Below are 13,351 nucleotides of genomic sequence, written 5' to 3'. Positions count from 1 at the left end.
TTCTTGCGTTGGGGTCGGCCGCCTCAATCAGGCTGACGGCAAATCACGGCAGCGGCAGTTGCAACGTTGTGTGCCAGGTGCAACGGGTTGATGGTGCCGACAATAGCACTGGCAACCGCCGGATGTTCAAACAGTAGCTGGAAACTGGCCTGCACCGGGTCCATGCCCGGCGTCAGGCAGACATGACCACTGGCCAGCGCCTTCTTCACCAGGATGCCTTTGCCGTGGGCCGCCGCATAATCCAGCACCGGTTTTTCACCTTGCTCGTTGAGGTTGTAGGTCACCATCGCGCAGTCTCCGTCGCGCAGTGCCAGCAGGCCGCCCTCGACCGTCTTGCCGGAAAATCCGAAGCCACGGATCTTGCCTTCGCGCTTGAGGTCGGCAAGCGTCCGATACACATCGGCCTCATTGAGAATCGCCAGATCGTTGCCGTCCGAATGCACCAGAACCAGATCGAGAAAGTCAGTTTCAAGACGTTTCAAGCTGCGTTCTACCGATCTACGTGTGTGTTCGGCACTGAAGTCATGGCTCGACTGGCCATCACGGAACTCTTCCCCCACCTTGCTGACAATCACCCAGTCCTGGCGCTGGCCACGCAGCAACGGGCCAAGGCGTTCTTCGCTGGTGCCGTAGGCGGGGGCAGTGTCGATGAGGTTGATGCCCATGTCGCGGGCCATCCTGAGCAGCATCTGCGCCTGCTGGTCATCGGGAATCTTGAAGCCGCTGGGGTATTTGACGCCTTGGTCGCGCCCCAGTTTGACAGTGCCCAGGCCCAGCGGCGATACGCTCAGGCCACTGCTGCCAAGCGGGCGATGCAGGTCGTGCAGGGTTTTCAGGCTCATGGCAGCAGTTCATCCCAGACAGGTAGGGCCATCGGCGGCCTTGGCACATCGCTCAGCGGTGATTGCGGCGTCGGGTGGATGCCGTCTCTGGACAACTGCGACAGTACCCGGTCCGCGAAGTCCGGGGCCAGCGCCAGCTTGGTCGGCCAGCCGACCATCAGGCGGCGCTGACTGTCGAGGAAGGCGTTGTCTGGCCGTACAAGGCCCGACTGGGCAGGTTCGGCGCGGTCCACGCGCAGGGTCGCCCATCGCGCCTGACTCAGGTCGACCCACGGCAGCAGGGCTTCAAGCTCCTTGCGGGCGACGGCAATCTGCGCATCCGGTTCGCGCGCCACGCCCTCGGCCTCGGCAAGATCGCCGCCCAGGTACCACACCCACTGACCGTCGGCCGCAGGATGAGTGGTCACCGTGATGCGTGGTTTGGGACCGCCACCCAGGCAGTGGGCAAACAGCGGTTTCAACGTCGGCCCCTTGACCAGCACCATGTGCAAGGGGCGGCGCTGCATCTGCGGTTGCGACACGCCAAGTGCGTTCAGCAAATCGGCATTGCCGCCACCGGCACTGAGGACGATACGCTGCGCATGAATATCGCGCCCGTCGACACGCAGACCGACCAGTTCATCGTTCTCGTGGAGCGGCTCGATCTTCTGCCCGGCCAGCAGGCTGTCACCGGCCAGCTCGGCAAGTCGCCCGATCAGGCTCGGCACATCGACCACCAGCTCGGCGAGTCGATAGACCTTGCCCTTGAATTTAGGGTGTTGCAGTGCGGGCGGCAGTTGCTCGCCCTTGACCTGATCCACGCGCCCGCGCACCGCCTTGCTGGCGAAGAAGCTGGTCAGGTTGCCGGCGATAGTGCCCGGCGACCACAGATAATGGGCCTCGGACAGCAGGCGCACACCGGACAGGTCCAGCTCGCCTTTGCCATCGAGTGCTTCACGCCAGCGCCGCGGCATGTCGGCAATGGCCTCGGAGGCACCGGACAGCGCACCATGCAGCGCGTACTTGGCACCGCCGTGGATAATCCCCTGCGACTTGAGGCTTTGCCCGCCACCCAGGCTGGCGCTTTCTACCAGCACTGTCGAGAACCCTTGACGACGCAACCGGGCATTGAGCCATAGACCGGCGACGCCAGCCCCGACAATCAGCACGTCAGTGGAAATAACCGATGGCATGAGCACCTCAGTGAGCAAAAAGTACGAACATTATAAAGGATCAGGTTTTCAATGCCCGGCGGTTTTCGAGAACAGCTGAATGACCGCCACGCCCGCCACGATCATGCCCATGCCCAACAGCGCAGGCAGGTCGAGTTTCTGGCCGTAGATAAAGAACGCCGCGATGCTGACCATGACGATGCCCATGCCTGACCAGATGGCGTAAGTGATGCCGACCGGGATCGTGCGCATGACCAGAATCAGCATCCAGAACGCAATCGCATAGCCGGTGATCAGCAGTAACAGCGGCAGAGGCGTGCTGAATCCCTTGACGGCCTTCATGGAGGTAGTGGCGATGACTTCCGCGCAGACGGCAATAGCCAGCAGGTAATAAGCGTTCATGGTGCATTCCTTTTCGTCGGGCTGCGCATTCTAGCGACTTGTGATGGCGGGCTGATAAACTCCGCGCCCATGAATAGAACTCTTTACACCGTACTGTTTCATCTCGGCCTGCCGCTGGTTGCCCTGCGCCTGTGGTTGCGTGCGCGCAAGGCCCCGGCGTATCGCCAGCGCATCGGCGAGCGCTTCGCCAGGGGGATGCCTGCCATGCAGCGTGGCGGTATCTGGGTGCATGCGGTGTCCGTGGGCGAAAGCATCGCGGCTGCGCCGATGATTCGTGCGCTGCTGATGCAATATCCCCGACTGCCGATCACTGTGACTTGCATGACGCCAACAGGTTCGGAACGAATCAGGGCGCTGTTCGCCGACGAGCCGCGCATTCAGCATTGCTACCTGCCGTATGACCTGCCGTGGGCTGCCAGCCGTTTTCTCGATCATGTGCAACCACGGCTGGGCATCATCATGGAAACCGAGTTGTGGCCCAACCATATTCACCAGTGCGCCTTGCGCGCAATCCCCGTGGTGCTCGCCAATGCGCGGCTGTCGGAGCGTTCGGCGCGTGGCTATGCCCGCTTTGCCAGGCTGACCCGGCCGATGCTGGCGGAAATGGCGTGGTTTGCGGTGCAGACCGAAGCCGAGGCACAGCGCTTCCGTGATCTGGGCGCGCGTCCCGAGTGCGTGTCGGTGACCGGCTCGATCAAGTTCGACCTGAGCATCGATCCGCAACTGCTGGAGCGTGCCGCGCATTTACGGGAGCAATGGCAGACCACGCAACGTCCGGTCTGGATCGCCGCCAGCACCCATGCGGGCGAGGACGAAAGCGTACTGTCGGCGCATCGCACGTTACTGAAGCATCATCCCGATGCGCTGCTGATTCTGGTGCCGCGTCATCCCGAGCGGTTCGATAGCGTGCATGCGCTGTGTCAGCAACAGGGTTTTACGACGGTCAGGCGTTCATCCATGCAGGCGGTCACGGCGGACGTTTCCGTACTGATGGGCGATACCATGGGCGAGCTGCTGTTTCTCTATGCCCTGGCGGATATCGCTTTCGTGGGCGGCAGCCTGGTGCCCAACGGCGGACACAACTTGCTGGAGCCTGCGGCACTGGCCAGGCCGGTGCTCAGCGGCCCGCACCTGTTCAACTTCCTTGAGATTGCCACGATGTTGCGCAAGGCTGGTGCGCTGCAAGAGGTGAGCGATGCAACATCGCTGGCCACCGCCGTGCAAGGTCTTTTCGACCAGCCGCAGCAGGCGCGCAACATGGCCGATGCAGGGCTTGCGGTGATGAAGGCTAATCAGGGCGCGCTGCAACGCCTGCTCGACGGGATCGGACGGTTGATGGGCTGTCGCTGAGTCGGGGAGGACGCAGAGCGTCCAGAACGGCATTAGCGACGCAGAGCGTCGCACGATAGTGGTTTTTCAGACACCTGGCTTTTTTCACGCTCGTCCAGACACCTGTCGTTCCTCACGCTCCAGCGTGGGAATGCCCGTGGGAATGCCTTGGGTGACGCTCCGCGTCGCGCTGCATGACTTGAAGTCGGGCGCAGAGCATCCAGAGCGGCCAGCGATCTCAGCGCTTTGCAGGTCGTTCGAAGTTCTTCTGCGCGGCAGTCGCCAGGTCCGGCGGCAGAAAGTCCTTGTCCGGGTTGTAGTCGGCTTTCAGGTAGCGCGACAGGTCCTGCAGATCGCCCGGGTTCAGGGTGCCTGCTGCCTGCTTGAGGCGCAGGTTGTCGATGATGTAGTCGTAACGCGTATTGTTGTAATCACGCACCGAGGCGTACAGCTGGCGCTGCGCATCCAGCACGTCGACGATGTTGCGGGTACCGACCTGATAACCGATTTCGGTGGCTTCCAGCGCGCTCTGGTTGGAGATGATCGACTGCTTGCGGGCCTGGACCTGCTCCACATCGGTATTCACCGCGCGATGCAGGTTGCGGGTGTTTTCCACCACCTGACGGCGCAGGCTTTCACGGCGTTGTTCGCTCTGGCTCAGGCGCGCATAGGCCTCGCGTACCTGTGAGCTGGTCAGGCCACCGCTGTAGATCGGGATATTCAGCTGGACGCCAATGCTGCGCTGCTCGACATCGCCGCCATAATTGCGGCCGGTGTAGTTGGGGTTGCTGAAACCCAGTGCATCGTTGTCGCCGCGCTGATAAGTCGCCACGGCGTCGAGTGTCGGAGCATGCCCGGCCTTGCGTTGACGCAGGGTTTCTTCGGCTGCGTTGACGGCATAGTTACTGGCCAGCAGGTTCAGGTTCTGTTGTGCGGCGGTATCGACCCAGGCTTTGGCATCATTGGGTGTCGGCGCAAGCACAGGCAAGGTGTGCACGATGCCTTCGATGGAGTTGTATTCACGATTGGTCAGCGTCACCAGAGCCTGAAACGCATCGTCCACCTGGCGCTTGGCGAGGATCCGGCTGGCCCTTGAGGTGTCATAACTGGCCTGAGCCTGCAGCACATCGGTCTTGTCCGAAAGGCCCACATCAAAGCGCTCGTTGGCCTGATCGAGCTGGCGTTTGAACGCTGCTTCCTCGGCCTTGGTCGAGGCCAGATTGTCTTGCGCGCGCAGTACGCTGAAATAGCTCTGTGCCGATTGCAGGATCAGGTTCTGTTCGGTAGCCGACAGCTCCAGTGCCGCCTGTTCGTTGCTCGCTTCGGCGGCCTGCAACTGGAACCAGCGGTCGGCGCGAAAGATCGGCTGGCTCAGGGTAGCCTGATAAACATTGCCGCTGCGGGTGGCCACGGCTCTGGGCTGGTCAATGCTGGTGCGGGTATTGTTGCTCTGCGCGCTGCCCGAGATGTTCGGCAGCAAACCGGCCCGGGCCTGGGGTACGGCTTCCTTGCGGGCATCGTAATCGGCGCGGGATGCCGCGAGATCAGCGTTGTTGTCCACCGCCTGCTGGTACACGCTCAACAGACCCGTCTGGGTCGGCAGTGGCATATCGGCTGCCCATGTCAGTCCGCTGGACGCAAACGAAACGGCCACAACCAACGAAAGTTTGCGCAGCATGAGGCATTCCCTGTTCATGAAGAAAGTAGTCGCAGTACAAGTAGCTACCGGGCTAGCGAGTTTAGAGCCAGACGCTTTCAGCAACAATCGGTGATTTGCGCCATTTATCGAGCCCTGTGCAAATAGGCTGGCGTTGCGACCGCGCCCCGGCATAGACTGATCGCGTTCTTGTCGGGGTGCCTTGCTATGAGGCTGAGATCGGTTAAACCGGATCCCGTTGAACCTGATCAGGTTAGCGCCTGCGTAGGGAACAAGATTTCTCGTCTCCCGGCGAGTCCTCTTGAGTGTCGTCTGGGGTCGATTGTTCAAAAAATGAACAGTTTCGCCCTCTTTCGAGACTCAGCACCAGCACTGGTGCACCCGTCCGTCACGTCAGGTCACTCCGACAATAAATCCGCAACTGGATGTCTGGAGAGCCGTGATGAGTATAAAAGCAAAAAACGCAGCCCATTTGAGCGAGTCGGCACAGGTCGATTCCGGATCGGTACAGCCGTTTACCCGTTCGCAGAAAATCTACGTTCAGGGCTCGCGCCCGGACATCCGCGTGCCAATGCGCGAAATCACTCTGGATGTCACCCCGACTGACTTTGGCGGCGAAATCAATGCGCCGGTCACGGTCTATGACACGTCCGGCCCGTACACCGACCCCAATGTGATCATCGACGTGCGTAAAGGCCTGGCCGATGTCCGCTCGCCATGGATCGACTCGCGCAACGACACCGAGCGCCTGCCCGGCCTGAGTTCCAGTTTCGGCCAGCAACGCCTGAGCGATGCCGAACTGACTGCGCTGCGTTTTGCTCATGTGCGCAACCCGCGCCGCGCCAGGGCCGGGGCCAATGTCAGCCAGATGCACTATGCGCGTCAGGGCATCATCACCGCCGAGATGGAGTACGTCGCCATCCGCGAAAACATGAAGCTTCAGGAAGCGCGTGCCGCCGGCCTGCTGACCCAGCAACATACCGGGCACAGCTTCGGTGCGAGCATCCCGAAGGAAATCACCGCCGAGTTCGTGCGCGAGGAAATCGCCCGTGGCCGAGCCATCATCCCGGCCAACATCAACCATGTCGAACTTGAGCCGATGATCATTGGCCGCAACTTCCTGGTGAAAATCAACGGCAACATCGGCAACAGCGCACTGGGTTCTTCCATCGAAGAGGAAGTTGCCAAGCTGACCTGGGGTATCCGCTGGGGTTCGGACACGGTCATGGACTTGTCCACCGGCAAGCACATTCACGAAACCCGTGAGTGGATCATTCGCAATTCGCCGGTGCCGATCGGTACGGTGCCGATCTATCAGGCGCTGGAAAAGGTCGGTGGTGCAGCCGAAGACCTGACCTGGGAGCTGTTCCGTGACACGCTGATCGAGCAGGCCGAGCAGGGCGTCGATTACTTCACCATCCACGCCGGTGTGTTGCTGCGTTACGTGCCACTGACCGCCAAGCGTGTCACCGGCATCGTCAGCCGTGGCGGTTCGATCATGGCCAAATGGTGCTTGGCGCACCACAAGGAAAACTTCCTTTACACCCATTTCGAAGACATCTGCGAAATCATGAAGGCCTACGACGTCAGCTTCTCGCTGGGCGATGGCTTGCGTCCGGGCTCGATTGCCGACGCCAACGATGCGGCGCAGTTCGGTGAGCTGGAAACGCTTGGCGAACTGACCAAAATCGCCTGGAAGCATGATGTGCAGACCATGATCGAAGGCCCCGGCCATGTGCCGATGCAGTTGATCAAGGAGAACATGGACAAGCAGCTGGAATGCTGCGACGAAGCGCCGTTCTACACCCTGGGTCCGCTGACCACTGACATCGCGCCGGGTTACGACCACATCACCTCGGGCATCGGCGCGGCCATGATCGGCTGGTTCGGCTGCGCCATGCTGTGTTACGTCACGCCTAAAGAACACCTGGGGCTGCCGAACAAGGATGACGTGAAGACCGGGATCATCACCTACAAGATTGCCGCCCACGCGGCGGACCTTGCCAAGGGCCATCCGGGCGCGCAGATCCGCGACAACGCCCTGAGCAAAGCGCGTTTCGAGTTTCGCTGGGAAGACCAGTTCAACCTTGGCCTGGACCCGGATACCGCCCGTTCGTATCACGACGAAACCCTGCCCAAGGATTCGGCCAAGGTCGCGCATTTCTGTTCCATGTGCGGGCCGAAATTCTGCTCGATGAAAATTACCCAGGAAGTACGTGAGTACGCGGCCAATCAACGGATCGAGGCGGTAGACGTTGACGTCGCCAAAGGCCTGGCCGAACAGGCCGAGCGCTTCAAGCAGGAAGGCAGCCAGTTGTACAAGAAGGTGTAGAGAGCAGTAGCCCGTCGTTATACGCCGTTCTGCTTTTGATCCTGGCCGAAGGCCGTGGCAGCGAACCGGGCGACGGTTCGCTCCTGCGCGCTGCGGGCAGAGGCTCGCTTCGCGTCCGGTTCAGATGGGGCAGTGCGATTGCACTCGGTTTCTAATTTTTTTACACGAGACATCCCTGTGAACACACCCGGCACCTATTCTCCCGACACTCCTGTCCCCGCCAGTCAGCGGGTATTCGGTGGGCGGGACCTGTTTTCCCTGTGGTTTTCCCTTGGTATCGGCCTGATGGTATTGCAGACCGGGGCCTTGTTGGCGCCGGGTCTGGGGATGTCCGGCTCGATGCTGGCAATTTTTCTGGGCACGTTGGTGGGTGTTTTGCTGCTCGCCAGTGTCGGCGTGATCGGCAGCGACACCGGCTTATCATCCATGGCCGCGCTCAAGCTCAGTCTGGGCAGCAAGGGCGCGTCGCTGCCTGCCGTATTGAACTTGCTGCAACTGATCGGTTGGGGCTCGTTCGAGATTATCGTCATGCGTGATGCTGCCAGCCTGCTGGGGGCCAAGGCGTTTGCAGAGGGCAGTCTGTGGGCACATCCGCTGCTGTGGACCCTGTTTTTCGGTGCGCTGGCCACGCTGCTGGCGGTCAGCGGGCCCTTGACCTTCGTGCGCCGGTTCTTGCGCAAATGGGGCATCTGGATACTGCTGGCCGCTTGTTCATGGCTGACCTGGAACCTGCTGGCCAAGGCTGATCTGCCAGCGCTGTGGGCAACATCCGGTGACGGTTCGCTGCCGTTCGCCTCAGGGTTCGACATTGCCATCGCCATGCCCCTGTCCTGGCTGCCGTTGATTGCCGATTACTCGCGTTTCGGCCAACGCGCAAAACGGGTGTTCGGCGGCACTGCGGCAGGCTTTTTCATCGGTAACTTCTGGCTGATGAGCCTCGGCGTCGCCTACACGCTGGCGTTCGCCCCGAGCGGCGAAGTCAACGCCTTGCTGCTGGCATTGGCCGGCGCGGGCCTGGGTATCCCGCTGCTGCTGATCCTGCTGGACGAGACGGAAAACGCGTTCGCCGATATTCACTCGGCCGCTGTATCCAGCGTGTTACTGTCACGTATCAAGGTCGAGCACCTGGCGCTGATCATCGGCGTGATTTGCACCCTGATCGCCTGTCTGGCACCGTTGGCGCAATACCAGAACTTCCTGTTGCTGATCGGCTCGGTGTTTGCGCCGCTGTTCGGCGTGGTGCTGGTCGACCATTTCCTTCTGCGTCGCCGCAGTGGCCAGGTCGTAGAGAGCGGATTGCGCTGGATGAGTCTGCTGGCGTGGCTGGGCGGGCTCAGCACCTATCATCTGTTGGCGGGTTTTTATCCGGACATCGGTGCAACACTGCCAGCGCTCATCGTCGCTGGCGTATTGCAGCTGTTAATCGGCGGTGCAGCAATCAGCCGCGGCCGGGGAACAGCTCCGGCTTGAGGATGCCATTGAGCTGAGGGTAGGGGATCTTCAGCTCGATGTGGCCCATCGAATACGGTGCAATGGTGTCCACCGAATACTTGAGGATCACTGCGCCGTAGGTCAGTGCGATGTGTGGCGTGCGCTTGAACGGCCAGGTCTTCATGAACTCGCTGTCTTCATTCATCTTGGTCGAGACCAGCCAGCCCTGGTGGGCCAGTTGGGCCTTCTGCCAGAACTCGCTCTCCTTGCCCGGAATGATCATGTCGGCAAGGGTCAGGACTTTCTGCTGCTGGCGCGAATAGTTGATGAACGCCCGGCCGGGGTTGCCGTGTGCTCCGCCGGTATCCAGATAGCTGGACAGTTCGACCACTACGATACCGTCATGCTGCTCGCGTACCTTGGCCTGCAGATAGCTGCTGTTGCGACCCTGAGCCTGACTGAGAAACTGCTCCTGGTAGGCTTTGATCGACGCAGGAGGCGAAGCGCTGCTGTCGGCAACGGTCAGTTGCAGCAAGGTCTTCTGAACGATGGCGTCCAGTCGCGGCTCATCGGGAAAATGCACGGTATCGATATTCACCAGCGGGCAGTCGGCCGTGGTGCAGCCCGGCTTGATCAGCTCGGAAGCATCGCGCTGGACTTGCAGCGGTGTGCGCATGTTGGGCGTGAAGAGGCTTTGGCAGGCGCCGAGCAACAGGGCCAGGCAAGCCAGTGAAGTGATCCTCAGTAACGACATGTTGATCCTTGGCAGTGTCAGTAAAGGCGGTTGCGTTGTACGTATGCAGGCTGGTTTGACTGTAAACAACGTCTTCGGTTCGATCATGGCAGATTAGAATTGTTTTAAGTCCCGGCCGTCTACCCTGCATGTTCAAGGGGGCTGCATCTGACTGCCGATGCGCGTTAGGATGGCCCGATGTCAAAAACGGCAGCAAGTGAGAAACCCATGACCCAGACCACACGATCTGCACCAAGCGCTTTTGAAACCATAAAGCGTGAAAACTGCTTCAAGGGCTTCTACAAACTGGACAAGCTGCACGTGCGCCACGAGCTGTTCGCGGGCGGCATGAGCAAGGAAATCAGCCGCGAGCTTTTCGTTCGTCACGATGCCGTCTGCGTGCTGCCTTATGATGCAAAACGTGACGAAGTCGTGCTCATCGAGCAGTTTCGCGTAGGTGCCATGAAAAAAACCAGCAACCCCTGGTTGATCGAACTGGTCGCAGGCCTCATTGACAAGGACGAACAGCCGGAAGAAGTTGCTCATCGCGAGGCAGAAGAGGAAGCTGGACTGACGTTCGAGGCATTATGGCCAATCACTAAATATTTCCCTTCGCCCGGTGGCAGCGATGAGTTCGTTCACCTGTTTCTGGGGCGTTGCAGCAGTGATGGGGCGGGCGGCTTGCACGGTCTCGAGTCTGAAGGCGAAGACATCCGGGTAACGGTCTGGTCGTTCGATGACGCCCTGCAGGCGATGAAAGACGGAACAATCAAGAACGCATCGACGATCATCGCCTTGCAATGGCTGGCGTTGAATCGTGCAGAGATAAGGGGTTTATGGTCGTGAATCTATTGCGCGAGCGCTATCGTGTCGATCTTGCCGGACTGCAGGCTGCGTGTGAGGCCAACTACGCGCGCCTTATGCGCCTGCTGCCCGACATGCGCAACGACCAGCGCTCACGCCGCGTCGCCGTGACCCAAGGTGACCAGATGCTGGGTGTACTGGCCGTTGAAGTCTTGCTCGACTGCCCTTACACCACCACCTTGCAAGTCCGCCAGGAACACAGCCTGCCTTGGTTGCCGGTGCCCGTACTCGAAGTGCAGGTCTATCACGATGCGCGCATGGCCGAAGTCATCGGCGCCGAACATGCGCGGCGCTTTCGCGGCATCTATCCATACCCCAATGCCGATATGCACCAGCCAGACGAAAAGGCTCAGCTCAATCTGTTTCTGGGCGAATGGCTGAGCCATTGCCTGGCGTGTGGGCATGAGTTCGAGGCGGTGCGTTAAGCGCGCCTCAGTGGTCGTATCGCTTCTTCTTTATATGCATGAGCGCAGGAAATGGCTTTGGCCGACAGTCATCATGCGTCGGTCGTGTAGGCGGTTTCTGAAAATATTTCAGCTGCTCTGAATGTGCCACGTCATGACTTATAGTCGGCCTGTATTCATTTGCAGGTAACCCGCGTGAACTCTGAATGTCGTTCGACTTCCATGGCGTGTATCGCCGGAGGGCTTTTCAGTCTTTTTCTCTACGCTGGTTTATCCGTGTCGCTCGGCAACAGGCTGCGTGTGGAGCACTCTGCATATGCAGTGACTGCGGGTGGAATCATCGGTGTCCTGTCGCTGAGGCTCCTGCCGTGCTCCATTCATGTTGCCGGCCTCTCGGGAATGGTTCTGAGTGTGATTGCAACGATCGTCCTGGCGGGGTATGTCTGGCCGGACATGCCCTATGGGCTAATCCTGGAATATGTTCTTTGGGCTGGACTGGCAGGCATGGCATCGGCAGGCCTTGTCGTTTTCGTGGTGCTCAGGGTCCGGGCGCATCAGCAAATGTGAACCAGTCATCACCCACACCTGCATTCCCGGTTTACCCGCTCGCTGCCAGATCACATAATCGCGCTGAATCCTCTCTGGGAGACGGTCTTGCCGAGCGCAGCCCCTTCATCGTCAGTTTTGCTGGTGCAGATATCCGACAGCCACCTGTTCGCCGAGGCGGACGGGGCGTTGTTGGGCATGAGCACGCGGGACAGTCTGGAAAAAGTCGTTGATCGGGTGTTGGCCGAGCAGCCGCACATCGATCTTGTGGTCGCCAGTGGCGATATCTCGCAGGACGGCAGTGTCGAGTCTTACGAAGCGTTTCGTCGGATAAGCGCGCGGATTGATGCGCCTGCGCGCTGGTTCGCCGGTAATCACGACGAACTGCCGCAGATGGAGCAGGTTGCGCAGCACAATGGGCTGCTCGACCCTGTGGTCGACATTGGCCAGTGGCGGGTGACGTTGCTGGATTCGGCAGTGCCGGGCTCTGTACCGGGTTTTCTGGCTGCCGGGCAATTGCAGTTGCTGGAGCAGTCGCTTGGCGAAGCGCCGGACCGGCATCATCTGGTTTGCCTGCATCACCACCCGGTGGCCGTCGGCTGTGAATGGATGGCACCGATCGGTCTGCGCAATGCCGATGCGCTATTTGCCGTGCTCGATCGATTTCCACAGGTAAAGGCCGTGCTCTGGGGGCATGTGCATCAGGCGTTCGACCAGACGCGTAACGGCGTGCGCCTGCTGGCTTCGCCGTCTACCTGTATTCAGTTCGCGCCGGGCAGTGTTGATTTCAAGGTAGACACATCGGCACCGGGCTACCGCTGGCTGCGATTGCATGACGATGGACGGCTGGAAACCGCTGTTTCCAGAGTGGTCGGCATGGAATTCGAGGTCGATTACGGCGGCACTGGCTATTGAATCAGCAGGCGGACACGTTTCCAGTGAGGTGTTGTAGCGAAAGTCCCTGTAAACTACACGGCTTTGCCTTGCACCCGGGAGCGACAGCGTGACGAGCGACACACCTTCATTGCTATACATCCACGGCTTGAATAGCTCGGCGCTGTCGAGAAAAGCCTGTCAGTTGATTGCGCTGATGAATTCGCTGGGTCTGGCCGATCGTCTGCAAGTACCTGAACTGCATCACCATCCGCGCCAGGCCATGGTCCAGCTTGAAGCCGCTATAAAGGCGCTGGGGCGGCCTTTACTGGTCGGCAGCTCCCTCGGCGGCTACTATGCGACTCATTTGGCGCAGCGGCATGGCCTCAAGGCAGTGCTGATCAATCCGGCAGTCAATCCGCATCAGCTGTTCGACGGTTTTCTCGGCGTGCAGCAGAACCTGTACACCGGCGAGCAATGGCAACTGACCGAAGACCATATTCAGGCGCTGGCCGAGCTTGAGGTTCCCGCGCCCCAGGACCCTCAGCAGTTTCAGGTGTGGTTGCAGACCGGTGACGAGACCCTTGATTACCGTCGCGCCGAGCAGTTTTACCGGGCCTGTGCCTTGCGTATTCAGGCGGGCGGCGACCACAGTTTTCAGGGCTTTGCCGGGCATTTGCCGGCGTTGCTGGGGTTTGCCGGATTTGCCCCCGATCTGTTGCAGAAGATCGACCTGTCGGCGCTGTAGGTGATCGATGCCCGGTCATATGAAAGCAAGAACATTGAA

The 13,351-nt window shown here is 60.2% G+C and carries 13 protein-coding genes and 1 riboswitch; of the genes, 8 read left to right on the top strand and 5 right to left on the bottom strand.

What is annotated here, in order from left to right:
• Positions 1-23: 23 nt before the first annotated feature.
• Genes ALO80_RS20530 through ALO80_RS20520 form a run of 3 tightly spaced genes read right to left on the bottom strand, consistent with a single transcriptional unit; the run spans position 24 to position 2,395 of the window.
• Positions 24-842: an aldo/keto reductase gene (locus ALO80_RS20530; RefSeq protein ID WP_055010323.1), complete on the bottom strand. Its 819-nt coding sequence runs from the start codon at positions 840-842 to the stop codon at positions 24-26.
• Positions 839-2,014 carry an NAD(P)/FAD-dependent oxidoreductase gene (locus ALO80_RS20525; RefSeq protein WP_055010322.1) on the bottom strand — a complete coding sequence of 392 codons (1,176 nt, stop codon included), beginning with the start codon at positions 2,012-2,014 and terminating at the stop codon, positions 839-841. The genes ALO80_RS20530 and ALO80_RS20525 overlap by 4 nt, the downstream gene beginning before the upstream one ends.
• 48 nt (positions 2,015-2,062) lie before the next feature.
• The gene (locus tag ALO80_RS20520) at positions 2,063-2,395 is read right to left on the bottom strand and encodes an SMR family transporter (RefSeq protein WP_002551789.1); all 333 of its coding nucleotides are present in this window, start codon (positions 2,393-2,395) and stop codon (positions 2,063-2,065) included.
• Between the two features lie 69 nt (positions 2,396-2,464).
• On the opposite strand from ALO80_RS20520, the gene waaA reads away from it, so the two are divergent.
• Positions 2,465-3,745, top strand: a complete 1,281-nt coding sequence (waaA, locus tag ALO80_RS20515; protein WP_055010321.1) for a lipid IV(A) 3-deoxy-D-manno-octulosonic acid transferase — start codon at positions 2,465-2,467, stop codon at positions 3,743-3,745.
• Positions 3,746-3,962: 217 nt separating this feature from the next.
• Here the strand turns inward: waaA and ALO80_RS20510 are convergent, their stop codons facing one another.
• Entirely contained in the window at positions 3,963-5,402 is a 1,440-nt protein-coding gene (locus ALO80_RS20510; protein WP_054986124.1) for a TolC family outer membrane protein, read from the bottom strand.
• Between the two features lie 162 nt (positions 5,403-5,564).
• Positions 5,565-5,669: riboswitch (TPP riboswitch) on the top strand.
• A 154-nt stretch (positions 5,670-5,823) separates the two neighbouring features.
• Here ALO80_RS20510 and thiC point away from each other — a divergent pair.
• On the top strand, positions 5,824-7,713 hold the full coding sequence (gene thiC / locus ALO80_RS20505; protein WP_054986125.1) for a phosphomethylpyrimidine synthase ThiC: 1,890 nt from the start codon (positions 5,824-5,826) through the stop codon (positions 7,711-7,713).
• A 177-nt stretch (positions 7,714-7,890) separates the two neighbouring features.
• The gene (gene cytX / locus ALO80_RS20500; RefSeq protein WP_055010320.1) at positions 7,891-9,183 is read left to right on the top strand and encodes a putative hydroxymethylpyrimidine transporter CytX; all 1,293 of its coding nucleotides are present in this window, start codon (positions 7,891-7,893) and stop codon (positions 9,181-9,183) included.
• Here the strand turns inward: cytX and ALO80_RS20495 are convergent.
• Positions 9,152-9,898 carry an RsiV family protein gene (locus ALO80_RS20495; protein ID WP_004654549.1) on the bottom strand — a complete coding sequence of 249 codons (747 nt, stop codon included), beginning with the start codon at positions 9,896-9,898 and terminating at the stop codon, positions 9,152-9,154. The genes cytX and ALO80_RS20495 overlap by 32 nt on opposite strands.
• A 207-nt stretch (positions 9,899-10,105) precedes the next feature.
• Here ALO80_RS20495 and ALO80_RS20490 point away from each other — a divergent pair, with 207 nt between their 5' ends.
• From ALO80_RS20490 to ALO80_RS20470, 5 genes are all read left to right on the top strand, one after another.
• Positions 10,106-10,723 carry an NUDIX domain-containing protein gene (locus ALO80_RS20490; protein WP_054986127.1) on the top strand — a complete coding sequence of 206 codons (618 nt, stop codon included), beginning with the start codon at positions 10,106-10,108 and terminating at the stop codon, positions 10,721-10,723.
• Positions 10,714-11,166, top strand: a complete 453-nt coding sequence (locus ALO80_RS20485; protein ID WP_054986128.1) for a DUF1249 domain-containing protein — start codon at positions 10,714-10,716, stop codon at positions 11,164-11,166. Before ALO80_RS20490 ends, ALO80_RS20485 begins: the two co-directional genes overlap by 10 nt.
• Positions 11,167-11,367: 201 nt before the next feature.
• The gene (locus ALO80_RS20480) at positions 11,368-11,712 is read left to right on the top strand and encodes a hypothetical protein (RefSeq protein ID WP_054986129.1); all 345 of its coding nucleotides are present in this window, start codon (positions 11,368-11,370) and stop codon (positions 11,710-11,712) included.
• 87 nt (positions 11,713-11,799) lie between these two features.
• Positions 11,800-12,606, top strand: a complete 807-nt coding sequence (cpdA, locus tag ALO80_RS20475; protein WP_083493350.1) for a 3',5'-cyclic-AMP phosphodiesterase — start codon at positions 11,800-11,802, stop codon at positions 12,604-12,606.
• Positions 12,607-12,694: 88 nt separating this feature from the next.
• Complete coding sequence (locus tag ALO80_RS20470) at positions 12,695-13,312, top strand: YqiA/YcfP family alpha/beta fold hydrolase (protein WP_054986131.1); 618 nt, start codon at positions 12,695-12,697, stop codon at positions 13,310-13,312.
• Positions 13,313-13,351 lie beyond the last annotated feature (39 nt).

It is taken from the genome of Pseudomonas caricapapayae, from assembly GCF_001400735.1.
Taxonomy (GTDB): Bacteria; Pseudomonadota; Gammaproteobacteria; order Pseudomonadales; family Pseudomonadaceae; genus Aquipseudomonas; species Aquipseudomonas caricapapayae.
This window is presented reverse-complemented; position numbering and strand designations above follow the sequence as displayed.